Origin of the sequence: Bradyrhizobium sediminis (genome assembly GCF_018736085.1) — a bacterium.
GTDB lineage: Bacteria > Pseudomonadota > Alphaproteobacteria > Rhizobiales > Xanthobacteraceae > Bradyrhizobium > Bradyrhizobium sediminis.
Map to the genome: position 1 here is coordinate 3,728,138 of NZ_CP076134.1, position 26,567 is coordinate 3,754,704.

Here is a 26,567-nt window from a genome sequence, read left to right on the forward strand (position 1 = left end):
TGGCGGATTGGTGAATTCCGCCTTGCCGCGCACGTCGCCATGAAGAACGCCGCTCCGGATCTCCGGAGCGGCGCTCGTCGCTCAGTCCTTACAGCAGGCCCGCGCCGCGCGCCCATTTGTATTTGGCGCCGAGCACCTCGACCGGCAATTCGGTCGAGTAGGCATAGGCCGGAATGCCGTTCTGGTAGAGATATTCGGCGGCCTCCTCGACCTCGACGTCGCCGGCGAGCGAAGCGACGATCGGTTTCACGAAGCCCTTGGCCTCCATCTCCTTCTTCACCTCGACCATGTTGCGGGCGAACACCATCGGCGGGGTGACGATGGTGTGCCAGTAGCCGAGGATCAGCGAATGGATGCGCTCGTCCGACAGCCCGAGCTTGACGGTGTTGACGTAGGTGATCGGCGGCTCGCCGCCGGTGATGTCGACCGGGTTGCCGGCGGCGCCGAACGGCGGGATGAACTTGCGGAATGCCGCATCCAGATCCGGCGGCATCGCCATCAGCGAGAGACCGTTGTCTACAACCGAATCGGACAACAGCACGCCGGAGCCGCCCGCGCCGGTGATGATCAGCACGTTCTCGCCCTTCGGCGTCGGCAACACCGGCACGCCGCGGGCGAATTCGAGCAATTGCCGCAGGCTGCGGGCGCGGATCACGCCGGACTGCTTGAACACGTCCTCGTAGATCTTATCGTTGCCGGCGAGCGCGCCGGTGTGCGAGGACGCGGCCTTGGCGCCCGCCGAGGTGCGGCCGGCCTTGAGCACGATCACCGGCTTCTTCTTCGAAACCCGCTTGGCGGCGACCGCGAAGGCGCGGCCATCCTTCAGGTCCTCGCAGTGCTGGGCGATGAGGTTGGTGTTCGGGTCCTGCTCGAAGAAGGCCAAGAGATCGTCCTCGTCGATGTCGGACTTGTTGCCGAGGCCGACGATCGCGGAGACGCCCATCTTGGCCGAGCGCGAGAAGCCGATGATCGCCATGCCGATGCCGCCGGACTGCGACGACAGCGCCGCGTGGCCCTTGACGTCGTAGGCGGTGCAGAACGTGGCGCAGAGATTGGCGGGGGTATAGTAGAACCCGTAGATGTTCGGCCCCATCAGGCGGACGTTGTACTTGTTGCCGACTTCGACGATTTCGGCCTGCAATTCAGGCGCGCCCGCCTCGGCGAAGCCCGACGGAATCAGAACGGCGCCGGGAATTTTCTTCTCGCCGCACTCGACCAGCGCGCCGGCGACGAACTTCGCCGGGATCGCGAACACCGCGGTGTCGATCACGCCAGGCACATCCTTGACGCTCTTGTAGGCCTTGTAGCCGAGAATCTCGGCGGCCTTCGGATGGATCGGATAGATCTCGCCCTTGTAGCCGCCGTTGATCAGGTTCTTCATCACCGAGTTGCCGATCTTGCCGTCTTCGGCGGAGGCGCCGATCACGGCAACCGCCTTCGGCATCATGATGCGGTTCATCGCGGTGACGATTTCCTCGTTCGAGCGCGGCGCCGGACGCGGCTTGTAGTCGAAATCGACGACGATGCGCACGTCGGCGGCGATCGCGTCGTTCTTGGTGGCGAATACCGGGTTGAGGTCGAGTTCGACGATTTCAGGGAAATCGCTGACGAGCTGCGACACCTTGACGATGACGTCTGCCAGCGCGTCGCGGCTAACCGGATCGCCGCCGCGCACGCCCTTCAGCATGTCATGGGCCTGGATGCCGTCGAGCATCGACAAGGCGTCGTCCTTGGTCGCAGGCGCGAGCCGGAAGGTGATGTCCTTCAAAATCTCGACCAGCACGCCGCCGAGGCCGAAGGCCACCAGCTTGCCGAACGAGCCGTCGGTGATGGAGCCGATGATGACCTCGGTGCCGCCGGCCAGCATCTGCTGGACCTGGACGCCTTCGATCTTGGCGTCGGCCTTGTACTTCTTCGCATTCGCCAGAATGGTGTCATAGGTCTTCTCGGCGTCGGCGGCGGTCTTGACGCCGACCACCACGCCGCCCGCTTCGGTCTTGTGCAGAATGTCCGGCGAGACGATCTTCATCACCACCGGAAAACCCATGCCGGAGGCGATCTTGCCGGCGTCGGCGGCCGACTTGGCGACGCCCTCCTTCGGGACCGGGATGCCGTAGGCATCGCACACCAGTTTGCCTTCCGGCGCCGTCAGGCTGGTGCGTTTGTCCGCCTTGACGGAATCGAGGATTTTGCGGACCGCATCTTTGGAATTCGACATTGGCTTCCCTCCTTGGCGTCTGTTTTTTGGTTCGCTGGCAGCGCGTGCGGGCGTCAGGACTGCAAATTCCCGGCGCACATTCAATCGAGGTTCCCGATGATCGCTTACGCGGGTCCGCGTTGGCTGCGGTATTCCTGGGTGGTAGTGGTCGACCACCTATGGCATTTGGTATGCCAGAGACAAGATTGTCAAGCCGATGCAAGGAGTGGAAGTGCTGAAAACACGGTCAACTTGACAGTGTGGTATTTGGTATGCCAAAAACTCTCTTGGTAATCTTCTGTTAAAAGGCGTCTCCGCAACGGAGGAGACCAGTCGTGCCCACACGGAAACCAACCAAGGCGCCGCCACCCATGGCTGAGGCAGAAATCGCGATCGTCCGCATTGCGCCGGAGACCAGCTTCAAGAACAAAGCCTATGAGGCGTTGAAAGAGGCGATCCTCAAGATGGACATCTACGCGACGCCCGAGCCGGTGATGCTCGACGAGCGCGCGCTGTCCGAACGTCTCGGCGTCAGCCGCACCCCGATCCGCGAAGCGATCGCGATGCTGGAACAGGACGGCTTCGTCAAGACGGTGCCACGCCGCGGCATCATCGTCGTGCGCCGCACCAAGAGCGAGATCGTCGACATGATTCGCGCCTGGGCCGCGCTCGAGAGCATGGCCGCGCGGCTGATCACGACGACTGCGCGCAAGAAGGACATCTCCGCGCTGCGCGACTTCTTCAGGAATTTCGGCAAGGACCGCCTGCCGCAGGACCACGTCGAGGAATATTCCAAGGCCAACATCGCCTTTCACCAGGCGCTGATCTCGCTCTCGGAGTCGCCGACGCTGGTCGATATGACCAACGATATCCTGCTGCACGTGCGCGGCTACCGGCAACTGACGATCGGGCGAACGGACCGCACCGCAACCTCGTTGCCCGAACACATGGCGATCATCGAAGCGCTCGAGGAGCGTGACACCGAATTGGCGGAAAAGCGCGCGCGCGATCACACGCTCGGCCTTGCCGCCTATGTTGAAGCGCACGGCCAGGAGCTGTTTTAGCGAAGGACGGCTTTTTATTTTGGACCAGCTGGATGAGGCAAAGACTCGTCCAAACCAAGAAACGACAGGGAGAAGCGGAATGTCCGCAGTAGTGCAGACCATCGATGCCAACGCAGCCGACGAACGTGAACTGACGGACGGCTTTCATCTCGTCATCGATGCGCTGAAACTCAACGGCATCAACACCATCTACGGCGTTCCGGGGATTCCGATCACCGATCTCGGCCGCATGGCGCAAGCCGCCGGCATTCGCGTCATCTCGTTCCGCCACGAGCAGAACGCCGGCAATGCCGCGGCCATCGCCGGCTTCCTGACCAAGAAACCCGGCGTCTGCCTGACGGTTTCGGCGCCCGGCTTTCTCAACGGCCTGACGGCGCTGGCCAACGCCACCACCAACTGCTTCCCGATGATCCTGATCTCGGGCTCGTCCGAGCGCGAGATCGTCGACCTGCAGCAGGGCGACTACGAGGAGATGGACCAGCTCGCAATCGCCAAGCCGCTGTGCAAGGCGGCGTTCCGCGTGCTGCATGCCGCCGACATCGGCATCGGGCTGGCGCGCGCGATCCGCGCGGCGGTGTCGGGACGTCCGGGCGGTGTCTATCTCGATTTGCCGGGCAAGCTGTTCTCCCAGGTGATGGACGCCGAAGCCGGTGCCAAGTCGCTGGTCAAGGTGATCGACGCGGCGCCAGCGCAAATTCCGGCTCCCGCCGCGGTCAAGCGCGCGCTCGACGTGTTGAAGAGCGCCAAGCGTCCGCTGATCATCCTCGGCAAGGGCGCGGCCTATGCACAGGCCGACGACGACATTCGCGCGCTGGTCGAGAAGAGCGGCATTCCGTTCCTGCCGATGAGCATGGCCAAGGGTCTCTTGCCCGACACCCATCCGCAATGCGCAGGCGCGGCGCGCTCGACCGTGCTCAAGGACGCCGACGTCGTGATGCTGATCGGCGCCCGCCTCAACTGGCTGCTGTCGCACGGCAAGGGCAAGACCTGGGGCGAAGCACCCAAGAAGTTCATCCAGATCGACATCGAGCCCAGGGAAATGGACTCCAACGTCGAGATCGTCGCCCCCGTGGTCGGCGACATCGGCTCCTGCATTGCCGCCCTGCTCGCCGGCATTGACGGCAAGTGGCCGGCGCCGCCGTCCGACTGGACCGGCGCGGTAAGAGCAAAGCGCGACGACAACGTCGCCAAGATGGCGCCGCGGCTGATGAACAACAACTCGCCGATGGACTATCACGGCGCGCTCGGCGCGTTGCGCAGCGTCATCAAGGAACGGCCGGATGCCATCCTGGTCAACGAGGGCGCCAACACGCTCGATCTAGCGCGCGGCATCATCGACATGTATCAGCCGCGCAAGCGCCTCGACGTCGGCACTTGGGGCGTGATGGGCATCGGCATGGGCTTTGCGATCGCAGCCGCCATCGAGACCGGCAAGCCGGTGCTCGCCGTCGAGGGCGACAGCGCGTTCGGTTTCTCCGGCATGGAAGTGGAGACGATCTGCCGCTACAACCTGCCGGTCTGCGTCGTCATCTTCAACAACAACGGCATCTATCGCGGCACCGACGTCAATCCGACCGGCGGTGCCGACGTGGCGCCCACCGTGTTCGTCAAGGGCTCGCGCTACGACAAGATGATGGAAGCCTTCGGCGGCGTCGGCATCAACGCGACCTCGCCGGACGAGCTGAAGCGGGCGGTCGACGCGGCGATGAATTCCGGCAAGCCGACCCTGATCAACGCCGTGCTCGATCCCGCCGCCGGCAGCGAGAGCGGCCGCATCGGCAACCTCAATCCGCAGAGCAAGCTGAAGAAGAAATAACCCGCCATATCGGGCGGGACCGGCACCCGGCCCCGCCCCTCATTCATTCCTGCGCGCGCGCAGGAGCAGACACCATACGGAGCAAGACGATGACAAAGGCGCTGAAGGGCGTTCGCATTCTCGATTTCACCCACGTCCAGTCAGGGCCGACCTGCACGCAGTTGCTGGCCTGGTTCGGCGCCGACGTGATCAAGGTCGAGCGCCCGGGCGTCGGCGACATCACCCGCGGTCAATTGCAGGACATCCCGAATGTCGACAGCCTGTATTTCACCATGCTCAACCACAACAAGCGTTCGATCACGCTCGACACCAAGAACCCGAAGGGCAAGGAAGTCCTCACCGCGCTGATCAAGAACTGCGACGTGCTGGTGGAAAATTTCGGTCCCGGCGTGCTCGATCGCATGGGATTTCCGTGGGAGCAGATTCACGCCATCAACCCGAAAATGATCGTGGCCTCGATCAAGGGCTTCGGCCCCGGCCCTTACGAAGACTGCAAGGTGTATGAGAACGTCGCGCAGTGCACCGGCGGCGCGGCCTCGACCACCGGTTTCCGCGACGGACTGCCGCTCGTCACCGGCGCCCAGATCGGCGACAGCGGCACCGGCCTGCACCTGGCGCTCGGCATCGTCACCGCGCTCTATCAGCGCACGATGACCGGCAAGGGACAGAAGGTCACCGCCGCGATGCAGGACGGCGTTCTCAACCTCGCCCGCGTCAAATTGCGCGACCAGCAGCGCCTCGCCCACGGCCCGCTCAAGGAATACAGCCAGTACGGCGAAGGGATCCCGTTCGGCGACGCGGTGCCGCGCGCCGGCAACGATTCCGGCGGCGGTCAGCCCGGCCGGATTCTGAGGTGCAAGGGCTCGGAGACCGATCCCAACGCCTACATCTACTTCATCACCCAGGCGCCGGTCTGGGAGAAGATCTGCGACGTGATCGACGAACCCGGCTGGAAGACCCATCCCGATTACGCCAAGCCGGCGGCCCGGCTGTCGCGGCTGAACGAAATCTTCGCGCGCATCGAACAATGGACCATGACCAAGACCAAGTTCGAGGCGATGGAGATCCTCAACAAGGACGACATCCCCTGCGGCCCGATCCTGTCGATGAAGGAAATTGCGGAGGATCAGTCGCTGCGCGCCACCGGCACCGTGGTCGAGGTGGATCATCCCACGCGCGGCAAGTACATCTCGGTCGGCAATCCCATCAAGCTGTCCGACAGCCCGAGCGAGGTGACCCGTTCGCCGCTGCTCGGCGAGCACACCGACGAGGTTCTGCGGCAGGTGCTCGGCTTCAGTGATCATCAGGTCGCCGAGATCCACGATTCCGGCGCGCTCGATCCGCCGCGCAAGCAGGCTGCCGAATAGGCAAACGCCCCAAGCGGGCATATTTCAAAGGCCGCCGGTCATTCCGGCGGCCTTTTTCGTCATTTGGAAAGCAGATCGGTCGCCTGCTGCACTGCAATGACTGAAATGCTGCTATGCAAACAAACCGGTTGTTCCTATGGCATCTGGTATACATAGGCTTTTCTTGAGTTTGATGCGGCGCCGCGCTGCACTTCAAGAAAGGGGACGACAATGTCCAAGACTGCTTCCATCGGATTTGTGCCTTCCAACGGCCTGTTCGGCCGCCTGATCGCCTCGATCGACCGGCTGCTGATGACCAGCGCCCGCGCCTCGATCCGCAATGGCGACCTGCCCTATTTCGGCCTCTGAGGCACTTATCTGAGCCTTCCGGGCAAGCCGCAGCTTCGCCCAGGCAGGCATTGGCTCCCTGACTTCGCGTTTCCTCCCAGACTTATGGCCCCGACTTCGGGGCCATTTTTTTTGCCGAAGTTTTGAGCAAAGTGTGCGCGACACCTGCGACAAATTGGCCTACCATTGATCCCGAAAGAGTAATCGTTTGCACTCTGGCATATCGCATACCAATATGCGGTCAGTTAGCGCCAAGCTCAAAAATAGAAGCGCATGACGGGGGAATTGATGCAGCAGGGCGAGTCCGCGAGACAGCCAATGCGATCCGGAGGCAAGTATGATTATTTATCGTACCGCCCCGTTTGTTCCATTCCGAAACTCAAGGTAATCCAAAAGAAGCGGATGCCACGCTGGAGCGTCCCTCATACAATTCTAACTGGCAGGCGTCTCGCAGGAACAATCCTTGCGAGACGATCGACCGGGACGAGGACCGAAGCGCTACTCGGGATCAGTTGACCGCAAAGCCGGCATAGACCGGCATGCTCGAACACATTGGGAGAGAGACAAAATGAAGCGTTCTGTTTTGCGTGTTGCGCTGGCTACGGTCGCTGCATTCTGCACGAGCGGTATCGCGTCTGCTGCCTGGGAACCGGTTCGCCCGGTTGAATTCATCGTACCCGCCGGCACCGGTGGCGGCGCCGATCAGATGGCGCGCACGATCCAGGGCATCGTCACCAAGCATGGTCTGATGAAGCAGCCGCTGGTCGTCATCAACAAATCCGGCGGCGCCGGGGGCGAAGGCTTTCTCGACGTCAAGGGATCGGCGGGAAATCCGCACAAGATCATCATCACCCTGTCGAACCTTTTCACCACACCGCTCGCGACCGGAATTCCCTTCAACTGGAAGGACCTCACCCCGGTCGCCATGTTGGCGCTCGACGAATTCGTGCTCTGGGTCAATGCCGACAAGCCGTACAAGGACGTCAAGGATTACGTCGACACCCTCAAGAAGGCGCCGTCCGGCTCCATCAAGATGGGCGGCACCGGATCGAAGCAGGAAGACCAGATCATCACGGTCGCCGTCGAGAAGGCGACCGGCACCAAGTTCACCTACATTCCCTACAAGGGCGGCGGTGAAGTCGCCGTTCAGCTCGTCGGCAACCATGTCGATTCGTCCGTGAACAATCCGATCGAGGCAGTGGCGCAGTGGCGCGGCGGCAAGCTTCGTCCGCTCTGCGTGTTCGACGGCAAGCCCATGGCCTATGACGAGCAGATCGCGGACGGCAAAGCCTGGAAGGATATTCCGACCTGCAAATCGCAGGGCCTTGATATGGAATATCTGATGCTGCGCGGCATTTTCATGTCACCCAAGGCCACCAAGGACCAGGTCGATTACTACATCGACCTGTTCAAGAAGGTGCGCGCCACTCCGGAATGGCAGGACTTCATGAAGAGCGGCGCCTTCAATACGACCTTCATGACCGGGGCCGACTATGCCAAGTGGGTGGAGGGAGAGGAAAAGCGCCACGAATCTCTCATGAAAGCGGCCGGTTTCCTCGCCACTGGAAATTGATCCACCCCACTCGAGAATGCTGACGAACGCGTAACGCAGAGACGGCTGCGAATCCGAAGCTGCGATTACGCATGGAGTTTCCATGACTACGAATAGTTCAGACGCTGCAGGGCCGAAGCACAAGACCGTGGAAGCCGGTATCGCGCTGCTGATCGCGCTCTTCGGAGCGATCGTGATCGTCGGCAGCCTGAAGGCCGGCATCAACTGGGGCGCCGAGGGGCCGCGCGCCGGATTCTTTCCGTTCTACGTCGGGATCATCATCATCGCTTCCAGTGCGGTGAACCTCCTGCACGTGCTGCGTGACGGGGATAACGGGCTGTTCGCGGAGTGGGGACAGCTTCGTCAGGTCATGAGCGTCGTCGTGCCCACCGCGATCTATGTCGGCGCGATGCCGTTTACCGGTCTGTACGTCGCATCGATCGTCTTCATCGGCTGGTTCATGCGATGGCTCGGCAAATACAGCTGGCTGACGGTGCTCGCCGTGGCGTTCGGCATGCCGATCGTCACCTACTTCATTTTCGAACGCTGGTTTTTGGTGCCGCTTCCCAAAGGCCCCCTCGAGGAATGGCTCGGTCTCTAGAGTCGTCGCGTCGTCAGCTCACGGTTGCAGGACTTACAGCATGGAAGAAATCGTCAATCTTTTTCACGGCTTCGCCGTGGCCCTGCAGCCCTTCAACATCATGGTGATGGTGCTGGGCATCGTGCTCGGCGTCATCATCGGCGTGCTCCCGGGCCTCGGCGGCGCCAACGGCGTTGCGATCCTGCTGCCTCTGACCTTCAGCATGCCGCCGACCTCGGCCATCATCATGCTGTCCTGCATCTATTGGGGCGCGTTGTTCGGCGGCGCAATCACCTCGATTCTGTTCAATATACCGGGTGAGCCGTGGTCGGTAGCGACGACATTCGACGGCTACCCGATGGCGCAGCAGGGCAAGGCCGGGGAAGCCCTGACGGCCGCCTTTACCTCCTCGTTCGTCGGTGCGCTGTTCGCCGTCATCATGATCACGCTGGTCGCCCCGCTGGTCGCAAGCTTCGCGCTGCAATTCGGTCCGGCGGAGAAATTCGCGGTGTATTTCCTGGCGTTCTGCAGTTTCGTCGGCCTGAGCAAGGAGCCGCCGTTCAAGACCATCGCGGCGATGATGATGGGCTTTGCACTTGCCGCCGTCGGACTGGACTCCATCACCGGACAATTGCGCCTGACCTTCGGGTTCACCGAACTGCTCAACGGCTTCGATTTCCTGATCGCCGTCATCGGCCTGTTCGGGATCGGTGAAATCCTTCTGACCATGGAAGAAGGGCTGAACTTCCGCGGCGGCAACGCCAAGATCGACTTGCGGGTCGTGCTGCACACCTGGAAGGGACTGCCCAGGTACTGGATGACCTCGCTGCGCTCCTGCATCATCGGCTGCTGGATGGGCGTTACGCCGGCAGGCGCGACGCCCGCCTCGTTCATGAGTTACGGCATCGCCAAGCGGGTCGCCAAGAACGGCCACAATTTCGGCAAGGGCGAGATCGAAGGCGTGATTGCGCCGGAGACCGCCGCGCATGCCGCCGGCACCGCGGCATTGCTGCCGATGCTGTCGCTCGGCGTGCCCGGCTCGCCGACGGCCGCCGTTCTTCTCGGCGGCCTTTTGATCTGGGGCCTGCAGCCCGGTCCGATGCTGTTCGTCGAGCAGAAGGAATTCGTCTGGGGCCTGATCGCCTCGATGTATCTCGGCAATCTCATGGGCCTCATCGTCGTGCTCACCTGCGTGCCGATTTTCGCGGCCATCCTGCGCGTGCCGTTCAGCATCATCGCGCCGCTCATCCTGGTGCTGTGCGCGATCGGCGCCTATTCGGTTCACAGCAGCACATTCGACGTGATCCTGATGCTGGTATTTGGCGTCGTCGGATATCTGCTCAAGAAGTGCAATTATCCCCTCGCCCCGCTGGTGCTGGCGATCGTGCTCGGCGACAAGGCCGAAGAGGCGTTCCGGCAATCGCTGCTGGGATCCCAGGGCTCGCTCGGCGTGTTCTTTTCGAATGCGCTGGTCAGCACGATCATGATCCTCGGATTGATTGCGCTGTTCTGGTCGGCGATCCAGCAAGGCTATAGCCGTCTGCGAACCGCCGCCGCCTGATCCAATCCGGGCCCTATTTCCCCGTAAAATCTGCGCCTTGCTGCGCCGCAGAAATGCCAGCGACTGCGAACGGCTTCGGCCAGCCTCGTCTGAGGCCGGCATTCCGCTGGGCGCTTTATTCAACCTACTGCGACAAACTGTCGAAATTTCTCTTGTCTACTGGCATATCATATACCACACTTCTCCCATTAGCTGTCAGGCTTCGATAGAACAGCGCTTGGAGGGAAATGATGACGGACACGGTTCACGGAGCGGTCCCCACGACCGCGCGCGTCAGCGATGCCTATCGATGGACGCAGCTGGCCATCGGCGTCGCCGCAATGGTGATGATCGCCAACTATCAATATGGCTGGACGTTCTTCGTCCCCGATATTCAGAAAAAATTCGGATGGGATCGCGCCTCGATCCAGTGGGCCTTCACCCTGTTCGTGCTGTTCGAAACCTGGCTGGTGCCGATCGAGGGCTGGTTCGTCGACAAATACGGCCCGCGCCTCGTGGTCCTGATCGGCGGCATCCTCTGCGCCATCGGCTGGGCGATCAATGCGCAGGCCACCTCGCTGAACGGCTTCTATCTCGGCATGATCATCGCGGGCATCGGCGCCGGCGGCGTCTATGGCACCTGCGTCGGCAATGCGCTGAAATGGTTTCCCGACAAGCGCGGCCTTGCCGCCGGGATCACCGCGGCCGGGTTCGGCGCGGGTTCGGCGCTGACGGTCGCGCCGATCCAGGCGATGATCAAGGATTCCGGCTTCCAAAATACCTTCCTTCATTTCGGGCTGGGGCAAGGCATCATCATCGTGATCCTTGCCTTCATCATGTTCGCACCGAAGGCCGGTCAGGTCCCCGCCGTCATCCACAACGCCGCCGTCATCCAGAGCCGGCGCAACTACCAGCCCACGGAAGTGATCCGTCAGCCGATCTTCTGGCTGATGTATTTCATGTTCGTGATCGTCGGCGCGGGCGGATTGATGGTCACTGCCAATCTCAAGCCGATCGCGGTCGACTGGAAGATCGACAGCACGCCGGTGACGCTGATGGCCGTAACCATGACCGCGGTGACGTTCGCGGCGACCATCGACCGTGTGCTCAACGGCCTGACGCGACCGTTCTTCGGATGGATCTCCGACATGATCGGGCGTGAAAACACCATGTTCATCGCCTTCGGCATGGAAGGCGTCGGCATCTGGGCGCTCTATATGCTCGGCCAGGATCCGGTGTGGTTCGTGCTGCTCTCGGGCTTCGTGTTCTTTGCCTGGGGCGAGATCTACTCGCTGTTCCCCTCCACCTGTACCGATACCTTCGGCGCGAAATTCGCAACCACCAATGCCGGGCTGCTCTATACGGCCAAAGGCACGGCGGCGCTGCTGGTTCCGGTCGCCAATTACATGCAGCAGTCCTCCGGCAACTGGGACCGGGTGTTCCTGATCGCAGCCGGCGCGAATATCCTCGCCTCGCTGCTTGCGATCATCGTCCTCAAGCCGTGGCGCAGGAAAATCGTCGCCCGGGCGATGGCGAACTGACCGGCTGCAACGCCACTGCGAGGAGCGCGCTCATCTCCCCGATGGGCGCGCTCTCTTGCGTTCCGGTTTCTCCGATCCGTGGCATACCTGATGTCTCTTGCGACCATGTTCGTGGGACTTTCATGGCCGGACCGCGCGACCATAAATGTCAGTATTGCTGCCTCTTTATTGCTGTTTAGCACGCGCGCGATTCCCGTGTCCGTAGCGGGTGAAGTTGTCGTATTTTTGTAGCTCGTGATCTGTCGCCTTCGTTATTGAGTTTCGGAGGAGCCGGAAGGCGTGGACGGTTCCGCCGGTTTGGTCATGCCATGGATATTGGTGGCAGGTTAGCCCCTCGGGTTGGTTTCTTTGTTTGACTTGAAGCCCGTTTCTCCGCCCCGACCCGCGCTATCTCGACGGCGGCGCGCGCAGGAGCGGTCAAGGACGCGCACTTGCGCGCCCGTAAGGGCTTGTCCTTGACGGCTCCGAGCACGCTGCCAGGCTGAGGCGCGTCGGGGCTGATCTGCTGTCCATCGGCGGCAAACCTCGCCAATCGGTGCGGGCCAAGGAACACGCCCACGGTGCCATCGGGATACCCGTGAACCCGCACCACGGCCTTGACGAAGTGGGGCCTGAGCCGGCTCTCCGGCAACTGCAGCCGCCGGCCGCTCCATGCGATCGTGTTGTCGTTGGCGACGGTTCGCTCTTCGATCACGCACAGCGCTTCGCGCCAGGCCTCGTGCCGGTCGGCTACGAACGCCGTGCCTTGCTGTTCGGCCACGATCGCAAACGCCGCATTATGCTCGGCGATGTAATGCGCCTTCAACCACGCATTGGCGGCCTCGACCGTCCTGATCCCGGCGAGCCGCAGATCCTTCGGCAGCCGGCCCTGCAGCGTGCCGAACACCCGCTCTGAACGCCCGCGCGCCTGCGGCGAATAGGCCGCGATATGCTCGATCCCAAGATGCGATAAAGCCCGTCCCACCTGGGTTTGTTGCGTCTTCGAGACCTTCGCGCCGGCCTTCGGGGTGTAGAAGTAATGGCTGCCGCGATCGGTGTAGAGCGCGCAGAACAGACCACGCTCGCCAATCACCTCGCCCAAGGCCCGGAACGTCGACGCCGTCCCTTCTTCCTCGACCAGCAGCATCGAGTAGATCTCGCTCGTCGCATCGTCCATCGTGACGATCAGGTCCATCGCCGGCAGACCTTCGATCCAGACGTGGCGCGACCCGTCCTGGTGAAGCAGCATGCCCCGAAGCGGCCGGCGCGGACGCTTCTTGCGGTGCGCCGAACGCTTCGGCGCCTTCTGCACCAAGCCCGCAGCATGCAAGGCCAGCTTCGTCACCGTGTAGCCCAGCACATAGCCATGTCGCTTTTGCAGCTGCTCGTGGAAGTGCTTCACCGTGAAATCGGCGTACTTGTCCCGGAACAGCCCCAGCATCCGCTCCAGCTCTTCCTCCGGCGCACGCCTCGGTGATCGCCGGCCCATGCGCCGGTCGACCAGCCCGTCATCGCCCTCCGCCTCAAAGCGTTCCGCCCAACGTTGGAACGTCCGCACGTTGATCCCCAGAAGCTCAGACGCCGCCTCCTGCGTCAGCTCCTTCGCCTCAGTCCGATCCAGCAAACTCGAAAACCGCATCCGTCGTACACCCTCGTGAATGGATGCCGTGCCCATCGTGCCCCCTTTGTTCCGGGGCACCAAAAACACGACACTTCACGAGCTACAAACAGGCGACAGATCACGAGCTACTGACACACGCGCGCGATTCCCGTTGACATATGGTATATTGTATACCAGTCTGCGCTGACAAATTGAAACCCTTCAGGGAGGTTGCAATGCAAGTCGGAGATGTCCTGCGCAAGAAAGCCGCACGTGTTGCAACGGTTCGAATGAACGAAACCGTCGCAATCGCTTCCCAACTGATGCGCTCCGGCAATATCAGCGCGCTCGTGGTCAAGGATGTCGTGCGCACCGAGGGCAATACCGCGGTGGGCATGTTCACCGAGCGCGACGTCGTCCGCGCCATTGCCGAGCACGGCGCGGCCGGCGTCCATATGAAGGTCTCGCAGCTGATTTCGGTGCAGGAGCTGGTGTCGTGCAGCCCTAGCGATACGCTCGAGCACGTCCGTCATCTCATGCACAGGCACCACATCCGTCATGTGCCTGTGATCGACAACTACAGCCTGATCGGCGTCATCAGCATCCGCGACATCTCGACCGCGTTCGGTGACGAGGCCACGGCCGTCGCGCCAACCGTAGCGGCCTGACAAACTCTTTCGTCGGCTTCGATCTAGCGGCTTTGAGGTGCTCGAAGCCGACGGTTGAACTCTACCGAATCTTGCTCCGCTCGCTTGCTAAAGACGCCACGAAAATCTGCATCTACGGCGCAGGCGCGATCGGCGGGTACCTCGGTGTGCAGTTCGCGCGGGCGGGCGCCAACATCAGTTTGGTGGAGCGTTCGCTCTGAAGCGCATGACGGACTCAAGCCGGACATCACGCCATATCCGAAAAGTGCTAAGAGCGCCGATTTAGGCATGTTCGCAGCATGTCCGGTTAGCGGGTGATCTCGGAAATGCCGGACACTATCCGGAATTGCCCATCGCCCGGAAACAAAAGCTCCGGTTTTGCATGATTGCGTTGCCCTGAGCCCCGACCTGCCCGGTAGACATTTGCGGGGGGTGACGGCATCCTGCGCCTCGAAATTCGAAGAAACGCGCGCGATATTCCGCGCAGAGGAAACCGAGGGCAGACCATGTTGAAAACGCGATTTACCGAGCTCGTCGGCGTCGAACACCCGATCGTGCAGGGCGGCATGCAGTGGGTGGGACGCGCCGAGCTGGTGGCGGCGGTCGCCAATGCCGGCGCGCTCGGCCTAATTACGGCGCTGACGCAGCCGACGCCGGAAGACCTCACCAAGGAAATCGCGCGCTGCCGCAACCTCACCGACAAGCCGTTCGGCGTCAATCTCACCATTCTGCCCTCGATCAAGCCGCCGCCTTATGCGGAATACCGGCAGGCCATCATCGAGAGCGGCATCAAGATCGTCGAGACCGCCGGCAACAAGCCGCAGGAGCATGTCACCGAATTCAAGAAGCACGGCGTGATCGTGCTGCACAAATGCACCAGCGTCCGCCACGCGCTGTCGGCGGAGCGCATGGGCGTCGACGCGATCTCGATCGACGGCTTTGAGTGCGCCGGGCATCCCGGCGAGGACGACACACCCGGCCTGATCCTGATTCCGGCGGCCGCCGACAAGGTCAAGATTCCAATGATCGCCTCCGGCGGCTTCGCCGACGGCCGCGGCCTGATCGCAGCGCTCGCGCTCGGCGCCGAAGGCATCAACATGGGCACCCGCTTCATGTGCACCAAGGAAAGCCCGATTCATCAGCTGGTGAAGGAACGCATCGTCGCCAACGACGAACGCGAGACCGAGCTGATCTTCCGCACCATGCGCAATACCTCCCGCGTCGCCAAGAACGCGATCAGCACCAAGGTGGTCGAAATGGAAAAAGCAGGCGCGAAATTCGAGGACGTCCGCGAACTCGTCGCCGGCGCCCGCGGCAAGATGGTCTACGCGTCAGGCGACGCCGATGAAGGTATCTGGTCGGCCGGACAGGTGCAGGGGCTGATCCACGACATCCCGACCTGCGCCGAACTGGTATCGCGCATCATGCGTGAGGCGGAAGCCATCATCCAGACCCGGCTCGAAGGCATGATGTCTGGCGCCCGCCGTCAGGCCGCCGAATAACTGCCTCGAACGACAGAGAACGATTGCATGAAGGCCTATGTCTACGGCGCCAATGGCGCCGCCATCACCGATGTCGCCAGGCCGTCGCCGAAAGGCGCGCAGGTGCTGGTTCGCGTGCGCGCCTGCGGCCTCAACCGCGCCGACCTCGGCATGACCAAGGGCCACGTCCATGGCGCCGCCGGCGGCGTCGGCACCGTGCTCGGCATGGAATGGGCGGGCGAGATCGCCGAACTCGGCCCCGACGCCCAGGGCGTCAGTGTCGGCGACCGGGTGATGGGCTCCGGCGCCGCCGCGTTTGCGGAGTATGCGCTCGCCGACCATCGCCGGCTGTTTCACATTCCGGCCAGGGCCAACATGAGCTTCGAGGACGCAGCCACCCTGCCCGTCGCGCTCACCACCATGCACAATGCGGTCGTGACCAACGGCGCCCTGCAGCCCGGCCAGACCGTGCTGATCCAGGGCGCCAGTTCCGGCGTCGGCCTGATGGCGCTGCAGATCGCCAGGCTCAAGGGCGCGAAAACCGTGATCGGCTCATCGACCGACGCGACGCGACGCGGCCGGCTGAAGGATTTCGGCGCCGACCTCGCGGTGGATTCCAGCGATCCCGGCTGGGTCGATCAGGTGTTGAAGGCGACCGGCGGCGAAGGCGTCGATCTGATCGTCGACCAGATCTCCGGCAAAGTCGCCAGCCAGAATCTCGCCGCCACCAAAATCAAGGGCCGCATCGTCAATGTCGGCCGGCTCGGCGGCACCCATGCCGATTTCAACTTCGACCTCCATGCCGCGCGCCGCATCCATTATATCGGCGTCACCTTCCGCACCCGCTCGATCGAGGAAATCCGCGAGATTTTCGATGAAGTCCGCAAGGACCTCTGGCCCGCAGTAGAGTGGCGAAAACTGCAATTGCCGATCGACAAGGTGTTCGCCTTCGACGATATCGGCAAGGCGTTCGAACACATGGAAGCCAACCGGCATCTCGGCAAGATCGTGGTGACGCTCTGACTTCGTTGACCTAAAGGTCGACTTCTGCCCGGGTCGACTTCGGCCCATCCAACAATTCAGAACAATTCGCAACAAAGTGCTTCCTGCGGATAAAGTGGCGATGGCGGATCGGCGCTTTAATGTTGGGTGGCGGGCTGCTAAACCGCCGCGCATGAGCCCTGCCGTTCCCAACGTCAAATCCCGCGTCGCGGCGATTTCGATCTTCGCCAGCGCCGGCATGGCGGCGGCGAAGTTCGCGGTCGGCATCGCCATCGGCAGCCTCGCGCTGATTTCGGAAGCGCTGCACTCTTCGGTCGACGTGGTCGCGACCGTCGTGACCTGGATGGTGGTGCGGGTTTCGGACCGCCCGGCGGACGACGAGCATCATTACGGCCACGGCAAGTTCGAGAGCCTGTCGGCGCTTGGCGTCATCGCCATGCTCTATGTGCTGGCCGGCGGCATTCTCGTCGAATCCTACAGCCGCCTGCGCGAAGGCGCGCCGCCGCCGACGCTGTCGGCGATCCCGTTCGTCGTCCTGGTGATCGACATCGCCGTGAACTTCTGGCGGGCGCGGGCGCTGCATCGCACCGCACGCGCAACCAAAAGCCAGGCGCTGGCCGCCGACGCGCTGCATTTTGCCTCCGACGTGCTCGGCTCGATCGCCGTCATCATCGGACTGGCACTTTCCGGGTTCGGCTATGTCTGGGGCGACGCCGTCGCCGCGGTCGCCGTCGCGATCATGATCGCGCTATTGGGCCTGCGGCTGGCGCGCTCCACCGTCGAAACCCTGCTCGACCGCGCCCCCGAAGGCGTGGCGGAGACCGCCACCGCCGCAATCCGGGCCGTGTCCGGCGTGGTCGATGTCGAACGCTTGAGGGTGCGCATGGTCGGTTCGACGCATTTCATCGACGCCATCGTGCAGGTGCCGCGCACCTATCCGATCGACCGCGTCGAAGAGATCAAGCGAATGGCCCAGGATGCCGTCAACAAGGCCCTCGACAACGCCGATCTGACGTTCACCGCCGTGCCGGTCGCGCGAAATAATGAGAGCGTGCGCGAGCGTATCATGGTGATCGCCCGCAATTCCGGCCTCGCCGTCCACCACGTCACCGTGCACGACCTCGGCGGCAAGCTCACCGTCAGCATCGACCTCGAAGTCGACGGCGAGATGGCGCTGACGGCGGCCCACGACATCGCCCATGGGCTGGAGCGCAATATCCGCGAGGAATTCGGCGAGGACGTCGAAGTCGACACCCACATCGAGCCGCTGGAACCGGAATTGCCGCACGGCACCGATGCCGCGCCCGATCGCGTCGAAACCATCAAGGCCGCGCTGTCGCGCTTGGCCGCCGACGGCGCCATCCACGACATCCATAATGTGCGGGTGCGCGACACCGACGCCGGCGAAATCGTCAACTTCCATTGCCGCGCTGCGCCATCGATGAGCGTGATCAAGGTTCATCAGAAGGTCGACGAGATCGAACGCGCGCTGCGCCGCGCGTTCCCCACGGTGAAGCGCGTCATCAGCCACGCCGAGCCGCCGCACGCGCAGTGAAATCCCGATGCCGGGCGCGCGTTCTCCTTTCGGACTCACTTTGCCGGTAATTCTGCAGACATTTCTGCAATCCCGATTCTCCGTTGGACAAGATTTATTTTCATTAACGAATCGTTGACTCTCGACAGCCTGCAAAAAGTGGATTCAAATCGCTGTGATTCGGAAGCGACTGGGGCTGTTCCGGACAGGGTGCAAACAAGATTTTTGGTGGGGGTCCAAGCATGGCGCGCGCACACGCGGCGAGCGCGTGCGTCCAATCCGATTCGATCAAGGGATTGGCGCAATCGATCGCGAAACCGGCCTATCACCGGCTGTTGGTAGCGGAGCCTGCGCTTCGCCGCGCAGTGCCAACCCTGATCGTTGCCTTCCTCATCACCATTTGCCTTGGCGCATTCGTGCAGGTCGTCGATCAGAACCGGCAAAAGCGCGCGGCCGTCAAGCGCGACCTGGCGGCGGTCGCCGATCTGCTCGCCGAGCGCCTCGACCGCATCGCCTCGGTCAGGCAGGACCGGGCGGCAACCATCGACCGCCTGCAGAGCCTGCTGCCCGGCCTCATCCCGTCGTGGGGAGTCGCAGCCGGGCGGCACGTCATCGTCACCGGCGCGGACCAGCGCGTTCTCGCCCGCGTACCGGTCGAGACCACGCTTGGCGACACCGCCAGCACTCTCGAGGCCATCAGCGCCGCACTGTCGCTGACCGGAGCAGCCCAACAAGGCGGCGTGACCGACATCGTCCTGCCCAACGGCAACGGCGCGCTGGCGGTCCAGCATATCGTCAAATCGCTACCCGGCCAGGTCATCATCATCCAGGAAAAAATCGATTCACTGTGGCAGTCGGACGCCGCCCTGTCGGTGACGCTGTCCGCCACCACGGGCTTTGTCGTTCTGATCCTGGGCTTTGCCTTCCACTGGCAATCGACGCGCGCCCGCGAAGGCGATCTCATTAATGACGCAGTGCGCGGCCGGATCGATACCGCGCTCAATCGCGGACGCTGCGGATTGTGGGACTGGGACCTGTCGCGCGGCAGGATTTTCTGGTCGCAATCGATGTTCACGATGCTGGGGCTGGACAGCCGCAACGACCTTCTGACCTTTGGCGAAGTCAACGCGCTGGTGAAATCCGACGACATCGACCTGTTCGCCATCGGCGATCAGCTCATCTCCGGAAAGATTACCTACATCGACCAGACCTTCCGCATGCAGCACACCGGCGGCCACTGGATCTGGCTGCGGGTCCGCTGCGAGCTGAGCCATGGCGCAGCCGACGCCGGCCTGCATCTGATCGGCATTGCCGTCGACATCACAGAGCAGAAGAGCCTCGCCGAGAAAACGGTGGAGGCCGATCTGCGGCTGCGCGACGCGATCGAGACCATCCCGGAAGCGTTCGTGCTGTGGGACGCGGAAGACCGTCTGGTGCTCTGCAACTCGCACTTCCAGCGCCTGCACAAGCTGCCGGATTCGGCTGTCGCGCCGGGCACTTCCTATGAAACCGTGATCGAAGTCGGCAGCATGCCGGAGGTCCGCACAAGGCTGCATGAAACCGCCACCCAGGCGCCGGGCGCACGCACCTTCGAGGCGCAACTGGATGACGGCAGCTGGCTGCATATCAGCGAGCGCCGCACCAAGGACGGCGGTTACGTCTCGGTGGGCACCGACATCACCCGCATCAAGGAACATGAGCAGAAACTGGTCGACAACGACCTTCGCCTGCGCGCCACCGTCATCGACCTGAAACGCTCGCAGACCGCGCTCGAACAACAAGCCATCGAACTCGCCGACCTCGCCGAAAAATATTCCGAAGAAAAGACTCGCGCCGAGGAAGCCAACCAGACCAAATCCAAATTCCTCGCCAATATGAGCCACGAGCTGCGCACGCCGCTCAATGCCATCATCGGATTTTCCGAGATTATGGAAAGCGGCATGTTCGGCACGCTCGGCTCGGAGAAATACCAGGAATACTGCCACGACATTCTCACCAGCGGTCACTACCTGCTGGAAGTCATCAACGACATCCTCGACATGTCGAAGATCGAAGCCGGCCGGATGAAGCTCGACATGGAGCAGCTCGACCTGTCGAAGACGCTGGCGGAATCGCTGCGGGTGGTATCCGGACGCGCCGACGACAAGCAGCTGGCGCTGGACGCGGACATCGACGGCACCATTTCGGTGGTAGCCGACCGCCGCGCGATCAAGCAGATCATCGTCAACCTGCTGTCCAACGCCGTCAAATTCACGCCCGACGGCGGCAAGGTGGTGGTGCGCAGCCGGCTGCTCAGCGACTCGATCGTGCTGATGATCGCCGACACCGGCATCGGGATCTCGCCGCATTCGCTGCAGCGGCTGGGCCGGCCGTTCGAGCAGGTCGAGAGCCAGCTCACCAAGACCTATCACGGCTCGGGGCTCGGGCTGGCCATCGCGCGATCGCTGACCAACCTGCACGGCGGCTCGATGCGGCTGCGCTCGAAACTCGGTACCGGCACCGTGGTCTGCGTATCGCTGCCGCGCGACGCCCGCAAGGCGAAAGCGCGGATCCCGGTCGCCGCATAGCTGGACACCGGATTCAGCCATTGCGCGCGGGCGCGCGCTCCAACGTCAGCAGGACAGCCTCTCCAGTCTTTCGCGTGTGCGTGCTCAGGGCCGCCGCGAACCCCGCCGCATCGCGTGCGCGGAGCAAAGCCATAAAGGTTTCGTGCTCCTCCACGGACTCGGTCCATCGTCGGGCATCGTAATTTGCGACCGCGCGTGCGCGAAAGATGTTCGCGTGCAGCGTCGTCCAGATGTTGAGAAGAACGGGATTGCGGGCCAGCCTGGTGATCTCAACGTGAATGTCCTGGTTCAATCTAAAATATGCGGTGCGAGATGCTTCATGGTGAAGCTGAACCAGCCGCTCGTGCATTGCATTCAGCCTGGCGATGTCGTCATCAGTAGCCAAGGTCGCAGCCTGAATTCCGGCAACGCTATCCAGCGCAACCATGATGTCAAATATGTTGGCGATCTCATCGCGATTGATGGGCGTGATCACGGGTGTTCGGTGCGACCGGAGTTCGATAAGACCCTCGTTAGCCAATATCTTGAAGGCCTCCCGCAAGGGTGTCCGCGACACGCCGAACGTCTCGCAAAGCATCCGCTCGGGTAGCGGGGCGCCCGCTTGCAGTTCGCCATTCACGATCATTTCGCGGACCTTCGCGACCAGCTGATCATGGAGCGACATCCTCTCGATGGGCCTTTTCGAATGGTCCGACGACAATTTCAGCCGGGCCGGCTTGAAACGCGTGCGAAGTCGGGTTCGTGGCGCGGGTTCGCTCATTCCCGGTAATCCTTTTTCATTGCCGCTGCCTCAAAACTGCGCGTTCCGCCCATTGAACAAGCATCTTTCCTAAGATATAATATAACGATCTCTTTGATATTACTAGCTATCTTTATGATTGCATATCGTATCCAAATTGGCACGGAGATTGCTACACCGATACGTCGAACAAGGAATACGCAAACAACTGACTGGAGATCAGCCGTGAGAAAACTTCTGCTGGCTACCCTCATCGCCCTTGGTTTCGCTTCGCTAGACGTCGCGAGCAGCTTTGCTCAAGTCGAACCCTCGATCAAACTCGGTTACGCGAAGTGCGCGCACTGCACACCGATGTCGCTAACTCCGCAATATGCGAAAGGCGTTCAGATCGACGCCGTCGGCTTCAATACCGGGACCGACGCGCTGACTGCGCTGGTATCCAAGAATATCGATGTCGCCCAGGTCACCTACCTTCACTACGCGATTGCACTCGACAAAGGTTTTGATGTGGTGGCGATCTCGGGGCAGGTCAACGGCGGCTCCGCGATGCTGGCCGGAAACGATCTGGAAGTCACGCCAAACGATTGGGCATCTCTCAAGAAAGTCATCGCGGACTTCAAAGCCGCCGGTAAGCCATTTCGCGTAGCAGCGTCCCGCGGAAATGCACAGGACATTCACATGCGCGGCGCATTTGCAAAGCAGGGCATCGATATCAACAAGGACGTGCAGTTCATCAACATTCCGAATCCGTCGGACCACTTGCAGGCCCTTCGACGTGGTGAAATCGAGTTGATCTGCACCGTCGAGCCCTTTGCAACGCAGATACTGCAGAACAAGGCAGCCAAGCTGTTCGGTCTTCCCTACGATCAGGCCGCGGGCAAGCTCACCAACATCATTCTAACCCGGTCGGATGTTGTCGCAGCGAAGCCCAAGGAACTCGAGAACACCGTCCGCGCGGTGGTGAAGGTCGATGAATTCATCGCGGGCGACAAGGCAGCTTTGGTTGCCGTGATCTCAAAGATCACCGGTCTCGACAAGGCAATTGCCGCAGGCGCCGTGGATAATCTCGACCCGGACCCGAAGATGTATCGTGCTTCGGCCGTGGCGATCGCCGGCATGATGCGCGACCTGAAGTACATCAACTCGGATGTCTCCGCCGCGGTCGAGAAGAATATGGATTACCGCTTTCTGGAGGCTGCGACCGGCAAGCCCAAATCCGACCTGGGCTATTGAGGTCGATCATGCTCAACGTCCTCCACCTCAGGAAGCTTGATCGCTACGTCGTGCCCTTCCTGATTCTGGTGGGGTGGGAGGCGTTCTCGCGGTCGGGCGCGCTTCCCGCCGCCTTGCTGCCGGCGCCGTCGACCGTGCTGTGGGCATGGGCGGACTGGATATTCGGTACCGATGGCAACACCCAAACCTACAGCGGGCATTGGGTCTACGACATGGCATCCAGCTTTTCCCGCGTTCTCGCGGGCTTTGCGATCGCGACCTTTCTTGCTGTTGTGCTGGGCGTTGCCATCGGCTGGTCTCGCGCCACCGAAGTAATCATCGAACCGACGCTGCAAATGCTGCGGCCGATTCCACCGGTGTCATGGATACCGCTGGCGATCATCTGGTTTGGAATCGCCAACAAGCCCGCAATTTTTCTCGTGTTTCTCGGCGCATTTTTTCCAATCCTGCTCAATACGATTCACGGCGTGAAGAATTGCGACCGCAATCTCATTCGTGCGGGCGCGATGGTTGGTGGCAAAAATCGCGAACTGCTCCGCTTTATCGTGCTGCCTGCCGCGCTGCCGAACATTTTTGCCGGTCTGCGCATCGGCATTGGGTCGGCTTGGATGCTCACCGTGACCGCCGAGATGGTCGCGGTGAAGAGCGGCCTCGGCTACGTGCTGTGGGATTCGTACTACTTTCTGCGTTACGACCTCGTCCTTGCCGCCATGGCCAGCATCGGGCTGCTCGGCTTCCTGAGTGATCTCGGCATCCGCGCCGTCATGGGCCAGGTCCTTCACTGGCAACGCAATACCACCATCCAGGGCGGGGAATGAGACATGGCCACGATCGAAATTTCCCGCCTGTCCAAAGTATTCAAGGACGCCAAACGGAAGTCCGATGTCGTCGCGCTCGACGATATCAATCTTGAAGTTGCGAAAAACGAGTTTGTTTGCTTGCTCGGGCCCAGCGGATGCGGAAAGTCCACGCTGCTGAATATGATCGCCGGCTTTGAGAAGCCAACTTCCGGCACCGTGACGGTCGATGGACAGCTGATTTCCGTCCCCGGATCCGATCGGGGCGTGGTTTTTCAACAAGCCAATCTAATGCCGTGGCTGCCGGTCTGGGAGAATGTTGCCTTTCATTTGCTTCTGCGTGGCGGCCAAAAACGCGAACGACGCTCCATCGCGCAACGCTATATCGACATGGTCGGGCTTACCGGCTTCGAGAACCACTATCCTTCCGAACTGTCGGGGGGCATGAATCAGCGGGTGGGCATTGCACGCGCACTGCTGATGAATCCGCAGGTTATTCTGATGGACGAACCATTCGGGGCGCTCGACGAGCAAACGCGAATGGACATGCAGAACGAACTCGTTCGCATCTGGCAGGAACACCAGGGCACCATCGTCTTCGTAACCCACGGCATCGACGAAGCTTTGACGCTCGGAACGCATGTCGCGGTGATGAGTGCGCGACCGGGCCGCATTCGGGAGATCATTCCGATCGACTTGTCGCGACCCCGGGACATCACGAGTCCGCAGTTCAACGAAACCAAACGTCATATCCTCGATCTGCTTCGCTCCGAGCGGGCAACTCAACCCTTGGAAACGATGGACCACCAATGACAAAGCGTGTTCTTCTTGGAATGCTCACCCCTTCGTCCAATACTTCTCTGGAACCGATCACAACCGCCATGGTTGCCGGCCTGCCCGAGGTTTCCGCGCACTTCTCCCGTTTCAAGGTCACGGAAATAGCGCTTTCCAGCAAAGCACTCGCTCAGTTCGACAATAACGAAATCCTGCGGGCGGCGGAACTACTGGCGCATGCGAGGGTGGATTCGATCGGATGGAATGGCACATCGTCCGGATGGCTGGGGTTCGAGGCCGACGTCCGGCTTTGCGAACAGATCACTGCGGCCACGGGAATTCCCGCTACGACCTCAATGCTGGCGCTCAACGAGATCCTCGAGCAGCGCAAAGTAACGAGGCTCGGCTACGTCACGCCTTATCTCGATAACGTTCAGGCCAGAATCCTCGAAAACTACGGAAAGCTCGGTATTGTCTGCCAGGGCGAGCGGCATCTCGGCCTGCAGGACAATTTTTCCTTTTCGGAGGTGCCGGTCTCGCAACTGGAGGCGATGACCCGCGACGTTGCAATGGACAGACCGGATGCAATCACGATCATCTGCACCAATTTGAAGGCCGCACCATCGGTTGCGAAGCTCGAACGTGAAACCGGCATTCCAATCTATGACACGATCGCGACTGTAGTCTGGAAATGTCTAAGGCTCGCCGGCGTGGATACCCGGCGCGTGACAGAGTGGGGTTCGCTGTTTCAAGAAGTTGCGTGACCGCTTGCGGCAGGTTGCGTGTTGTTATCTGGAGAATGAACCATGGCTGCCTTCGACACTGTCATCCGTCACGGCACGATCGCTACCGCGAGCGAGACCTACAAGGCCGATGTCGGGATCAGGAACGGGCGCATCGTCTCCATCGGGGAGTCGCTGACCGACGCCGACGAAGTCGTCGATGCCGCCGGCATGCTGGTTCTGCCGGGAGGCATCGACAGCCATGTCCATATTTCCCAGCCCTCCGGGCCCGGGATCGTCATGGCGGACGATTTTGCCAGTGCGACGCGTGCGGCAGCCTTCGGGGGCAATACTTTCGTTATGCCGTACTGTCTTCAGGCCAAGGGGCAGCCGTTGCGGGAGGCCCTGAAGGATTATCACGGGCTTGCGGACCAGAACTGCCACATCGATCATTCCTTTCATCTCATTATTGCTGATCCCACAGAGAGCGTCCTTGGGCAGGAACTGCCCGCATTGGTCGCCGACGGCTACACCTCTCTCAAGATTTTTATGACCTACGCTGACCTGGCACTGAGCGACTTCCAGATCCTCGAAGTTCTTTCGGTCGCTCGCGAGTCGGGTGCCCTCGTTCAGATTCATGCGGAAAACTACGATGCCATCCGCTTTCTCGCCGACCGGCTTGAACGTGCCGGAAATACGGGGCCGTATTTTCACGGCAAATCGCGTCCCATCATCGTAGAGCGGGAGGCCACCAGCCGCGCGATCTCCCTGGCCGAATTGATCGACGTCCCCATCGTCATCGTTCATGTCTCGAACAGGGAAGCGATGGACGAGATCAGGCGCGCGCAGATGCGCGGCTTGAAGATTCAGGGTGAGACCTGCCCACAATATCTGGTCTTGACGGAAGACGACCTGAAGGATCTGGGTATGGAGGGGGCGAAGTATGTGTGTTCTCCGCCGCCACGGGACAGATCAAGTCAGCAGGCATGCTGGGAAGGGCTTCAGCAAGGCATCTTCTCGCTGTTTTCTTCCGACCATTGTCCGTTTCGCTACGACGACGAAGCCGGCAAGCTCACGCCCAACGCACGAACAAGCTTTCGCTGGATTCCCAATGGCATTCCCGGAATCGAGACACGCCTTCCAATTCTGTTTTCCGAAGGTGTCAGTAAGGGGCGCATTTCGCTGAACCAGTTCGTCGCGCTGACCGCGACCAACCATGCCAAGACCTACGGATTGGCCGGAAAAGGCTCAATTGCCGTCGGATATGACGCAGACATTGCTATTTGGGATCCCGGGAGGACAGCAACCCTATCGCAAAAGGATCTTCACCACGGAGCTGATTACACCCCTTATGAGGGCTTGGAGATCACGGGATGGCCGATCGCGACGATGCTGCGCGGTCGCTTTGTCGTACGTGAAGGAAAACTCGTTGGCGACAAACGTTCCGGCCGATACCTCCGTCGAGGAGCGCCGTTCGAGCCCTCGGCGAGGCCGGCGAAATGACGAAT

Annotated in this window: 21 protein-coding genes and 1 pseudogene; 19 read left to right on the top strand and 3 right to left on the bottom strand. The window is 61.6% G+C overall.

Annotated elements, in window-relative coordinates:
- Positions 1 to 88: 88 nt before the first annotated feature.
- Positions 89 to 2,218 (bottom strand): acetate--CoA ligase family protein, encoded by a 2,130-nt coding sequence (locus KMZ29_RS18080; protein WP_215620496.1) that lies wholly within the window; start codon positions 2,216 to 2,218, stop codon positions 89 to 91.
- A gap of 350 nt (positions 2,219 to 2,568) precedes the next feature.
- Here KMZ29_RS18080 and KMZ29_RS18085 point away from each other — a divergent pair, with 350 nt between their 5' ends.
- The 8 genes from KMZ29_RS18085 to oxlT all read left to right on the top strand — a co-directional run bounded on the left by KMZ29_RS18085 (position 2,569) and on the right by oxlT (position 11,984).
- Positions 2,569 to 3,261, top strand: a complete 693-nt coding sequence (locus KMZ29_RS18085) for a GntR family transcriptional regulator (protein WP_369810030.1) — start codon at positions 2,569 to 2,571, stop codon at positions 3,259 to 3,261.
- Between the two features lie 79 nt (positions 3,262 to 3,340).
- On the top strand, positions 3,341 to 5,077 hold the full coding sequence (oxc, locus tag KMZ29_RS18090; protein WP_215620497.1) for an oxalyl-CoA decarboxylase: 1,737 nt from the start codon (positions 3,341 to 3,343) through the stop codon (positions 5,075 to 5,077).
- A gap of 89 nt (positions 5,078 to 5,166) precedes the next feature.
- Positions 5,167 to 6,444: a formyl-CoA transferase gene (frc, locus tag KMZ29_RS18095; protein ID WP_215602527.1), complete on the top strand. Its 1,278-nt coding sequence runs from the start codon at positions 5,167 to 5,169 to the stop codon at positions 6,442 to 6,444.
- A 210-nt stretch (positions 6,445 to 6,654) separates the two neighbouring features.
- The gene (locus KMZ29_RS18100; protein WP_215620498.1) at positions 6,655 to 6,792 is read left to right on the top strand and encodes a hypothetical protein; all 138 of its coding nucleotides are present in this window, start codon (positions 6,655 to 6,657) and stop codon (positions 6,790 to 6,792) included.
- 547 nt (positions 6,793 to 7,339) lie between these two features.
- Complete coding sequence (locus KMZ29_RS18105; RefSeq protein WP_215615665.1) at positions 7,340 to 8,344, top strand: Bug family tripartite tricarboxylate transporter substrate binding protein; 1,005 nt, start codon at positions 7,340 to 7,342, stop codon at positions 8,342 to 8,344.
- Positions 8,345 to 8,426: 82 nt separating this feature from the next.
- Complete coding sequence (locus KMZ29_RS18110; RefSeq protein WP_215620499.1) at positions 8,427 to 8,924, top strand: tripartite tricarboxylate transporter TctB family protein; 498 nt, start codon at positions 8,427 to 8,429, stop codon at positions 8,922 to 8,924.
- A gap of 40 nt (positions 8,925 to 8,964) precedes the next feature.
- Positions 8,965 to 10,464 (top strand): tripartite tricarboxylate transporter permease, encoded by a 1,500-nt coding sequence (locus KMZ29_RS18115; protein WP_215620500.1) that lies wholly within the window; start codon positions 8,965 to 8,967, stop codon positions 10,462 to 10,464.
- Positions 10,465 to 10,694: 230 nt separating this feature from the next.
- Positions 10,695 to 11,984, top strand: a complete 1,290-nt coding sequence (gene oxlT / locus KMZ29_RS18120; protein WP_215620501.1) for an oxalate/formate MFS antiporter — start codon at positions 10,695 to 10,697, stop codon at positions 11,982 to 11,984.
- 301 nt (positions 11,985 to 12,285) lie between these two features.
- Here the strand turns inward: oxlT and KMZ29_RS18125 are convergent, their stop codons facing one another.
- Complete coding sequence (locus KMZ29_RS18125; RefSeq protein ID WP_215620016.1) at positions 12,286 to 13,602, bottom strand: ISNCY family transposase; 1,317 nt, start codon at positions 13,600 to 13,602, stop codon at positions 12,286 to 12,288.
- Between the two features lie 197 nt (positions 13,603 to 13,799).
- Here KMZ29_RS18125 and KMZ29_RS18130 point away from each other — a divergent pair, with 197 nt between their 5' ends.
- The 6 genes and pseudogenes from KMZ29_RS18130 (at position 13,800) to KMZ29_RS18155 (ending at position 20,794) form a co-directional block, all read left to right on the top strand.
- Positions 13,800 to 14,231 (top strand): CBS domain-containing protein, encoded by a 432-nt coding sequence (locus tag KMZ29_RS18130; protein WP_215620502.1) that lies wholly within the window; start codon positions 13,800 to 13,802, stop codon positions 14,229 to 14,231.
- 71 nt (positions 14,232 to 14,302) lie between these two features.
- Positions 14,303 to 14,422 (top strand): annotated as a pseudogene (locus KMZ29_RS18135) (2-dehydropantoate 2-reductase N-terminal domain-containing protein); the annotation flags it as partial.
- A 294-nt stretch (positions 14,423 to 14,716) separates the two neighbouring features.
- The gene (locus KMZ29_RS18140; RefSeq protein ID WP_215620503.1) at positions 14,717 to 15,712 is read left to right on the top strand and encodes an NAD(P)H-dependent flavin oxidoreductase; all 996 of its coding nucleotides are present in this window, start codon (positions 14,717 to 14,719) and stop codon (positions 15,710 to 15,712) included.
- Between the two features lie 27 nt (positions 15,713 to 15,739).
- Complete coding sequence (locus KMZ29_RS18145; RefSeq protein ID WP_215620504.1) at positions 15,740 to 16,714, top strand: zinc-binding dehydrogenase; 975 nt, start codon at positions 15,740 to 15,742, stop codon at positions 16,712 to 16,714.
- Positions 16,715 to 16,865: 151 nt separating this feature from the next.
- Entirely contained in the window at positions 16,866 to 18,248 is a 1,383-nt protein-coding gene (locus tag KMZ29_RS18150) for a cation-efflux pump (RefSeq protein ID WP_215620505.1), read from the top strand.
- Positions 18,249 to 18,469: 221 nt separating this feature from the next.
- Entirely contained in the window at positions 18,470 to 20,794 is a 2,325-nt protein-coding gene (locus KMZ29_RS18155) for a sensor histidine kinase (RefSeq protein WP_215620506.1), read from the top strand.
- A gap of 13 nt (positions 20,795 to 20,807) precedes the next feature.
- Here KMZ29_RS18155 and KMZ29_RS18160 read toward each other — a convergent pair whose 3' ends face one another.
- A complete protein-coding gene (locus KMZ29_RS18160; protein WP_215620507.1) occupies positions 20,808 to 21,554 on the bottom strand; it encodes a GntR family transcriptional regulator in 747 nt (248 codons plus the stop codon).
- A 216-nt stretch (positions 21,555 to 21,770) separates the two neighbouring features.
- On the opposite strand from KMZ29_RS18160, the gene KMZ29_RS18165 reads away from it, so the two are divergent.
- From KMZ29_RS18165 to hydA, 5 genes are read left to right on the top strand one after another with little or no spacing between them, the layout of a single operon-like run.
- The gene (locus tag KMZ29_RS18165) at positions 21,771 to 22,766 is read left to right on the top strand and encodes an ABC transporter substrate-binding protein (protein ID WP_369810138.1); all 996 of its coding nucleotides are present in this window, start codon (positions 21,771 to 21,773) and stop codon (positions 22,764 to 22,766) included.
- Positions 22,767 to 22,774: 8 nt separating this feature from the next.
- Complete coding sequence (locus tag KMZ29_RS18170; RefSeq protein ID WP_215620509.1) at positions 22,775 to 23,584, top strand: ABC transporter permease; 810 nt, start codon at positions 22,775 to 22,777, stop codon at positions 23,582 to 23,584.
- Positions 23,585 to 23,587: 3 nt separating this feature from the next.
- Positions 23,588 to 24,376, top strand: a complete 789-nt coding sequence (locus tag KMZ29_RS18175) for an ABC transporter ATP-binding protein (RefSeq protein WP_215620510.1) — start codon at positions 23,588 to 23,590, stop codon at positions 24,374 to 24,376.
- Positions 24,373 to 25,101 carry a maleate cis-trans isomerase family protein gene (locus tag KMZ29_RS18180; protein WP_215620511.1) on the top strand — a complete coding sequence of 243 codons (729 nt, stop codon included), beginning with the start codon at positions 24,373 to 24,375 and terminating at the stop codon, positions 25,099 to 25,101. The genes KMZ29_RS18175 and KMZ29_RS18180 overlap by 4 nt, the downstream gene beginning before the upstream one ends.
- 42 nt (positions 25,102 to 25,143) lie before the next feature.
- On the top strand, positions 25,144 to 26,562 hold the full coding sequence (hydA, locus tag KMZ29_RS18185; protein ID WP_215620512.1) for a dihydropyrimidinase: 1,419 nt from the start codon (positions 25,144 to 25,146) through the stop codon (positions 26,560 to 26,562).
- Positions 26,563 to 26,567: the final 5 nt, after the last annotated feature.

What these genes read in the sequence shown, in the direction of transcription:
- KMZ29_RS18080 (WP_215620496.1), bottom strand. Translation starts at nt 2,218, where the DNA reads ATGTCGAATTCCAAAGATGCGGTCCGCAAAATCCTCGATTCCGTCAAG.
- KMZ29_RS18085 (WP_369810030.1), top strand. Translation starts at nt 2,569, where the DNA reads ATGGCTGAGGCAGAAATCGCGATCGTCCGCATTGCGCCGGAGACCAGC.
- oxc (WP_215620497.1), top strand. Translation starts at nt 3,341, where the DNA reads ATGTCCGCAGTAGTGCAGACCATCGATGCCAACGCAGCCGACGAACGT.
- frc (WP_215602527.1), top strand. Translation starts at nt 5,167, where the DNA reads ATGACAAAGGCGCTGAAGGGCGTTCGCATTCTCGATTTCACCCACGTC.
- KMZ29_RS18100 (WP_215620498.1), top strand. Translation starts at nt 6,655, where the DNA reads ATGTCCAAGACTGCTTCCATCGGATTTGTGCCTTCCAACGGCCTGTTC.
- KMZ29_RS18105 (WP_215615665.1), top strand. Translation starts at nt 7,340, where the DNA reads ATGAAGCGTTCTGTTTTGCGTGTTGCGCTGGCTACGGTCGCTGCATTC.
- KMZ29_RS18110 (WP_215620499.1), top strand. Translation starts at nt 8,427, where the DNA reads ATGACTACGAATAGTTCAGACGCTGCAGGGCCGAAGCACAAGACCGTG.
- KMZ29_RS18115 (WP_215620500.1), top strand. Translation starts at nt 8,965, where the DNA reads ATGGAAGAAATCGTCAATCTTTTTCACGGCTTCGCCGTGGCCCTGCAG.
- oxlT (WP_215620501.1), top strand. Translation starts at nt 10,695, where the DNA reads ATGACGGACACGGTTCACGGAGCGGTCCCCACGACCGCGCGCGTCAGC.
- KMZ29_RS18125 (WP_215620016.1), bottom strand. Translation starts at nt 13,602, where the DNA reads ATGCGGTTTTCGAGTTTGCTGGATCGGACTGAGGCGAAGGAGCTGACG.
- KMZ29_RS18130 (WP_215620502.1), top strand. Translation starts at nt 13,800, where the DNA reads ATGCAAGTCGGAGATGTCCTGCGCAAGAAAGCCGCACGTGTTGCAACG.
- KMZ29_RS18140 (WP_215620503.1), top strand. Translation starts at nt 14,717, where the DNA reads ATGTTGAAAACGCGATTTACCGAGCTCGTCGGCGTCGAACACCCGATC.
- KMZ29_RS18145 (WP_215620504.1), top strand. Translation starts at nt 15,740, where the DNA reads ATGAAGGCCTATGTCTACGGCGCCAATGGCGCCGCCATCACCGATGTC.
- KMZ29_RS18150 (WP_215620505.1), top strand. Translation starts at nt 16,866, where the DNA reads ATGAGCCCTGCCGTTCCCAACGTCAAATCCCGCGTCGCGGCGATTTCG.
- KMZ29_RS18155 (WP_215620506.1), top strand. Translation starts at nt 18,470, where the DNA reads ATGGCGCGCGCACACGCGGCGAGCGCGTGCGTCCAATCCGATTCGATC.
- KMZ29_RS18160 (WP_215620507.1), bottom strand. Translation starts at nt 21,554, where the DNA reads ATGAGCGAACCCGCGCCACGAACCCGACTTCGCACGCGTTTCAAGCCG.
- KMZ29_RS18170 (WP_215620509.1), top strand. Translation starts at nt 22,775, where the DNA reads ATGCTCAACGTCCTCCACCTCAGGAAGCTTGATCGCTACGTCGTGCCC.
- KMZ29_RS18175 (WP_215620510.1), top strand. Translation starts at nt 23,588, where the DNA reads ATGGCCACGATCGAAATTTCCCGCCTGTCCAAAGTATTCAAGGACGCC.
- KMZ29_RS18180 (WP_215620511.1), top strand. Translation starts at nt 24,373, where the DNA reads ATGACAAAGCGTGTTCTTCTTGGAATGCTCACCCCTTCGTCCAATACT.
- hydA (WP_215620512.1), top strand. Translation starts at nt 25,144, where the DNA reads ATGGCTGCCTTCGACACTGTCATCCGTCACGGCACGATCGCTACCGCG.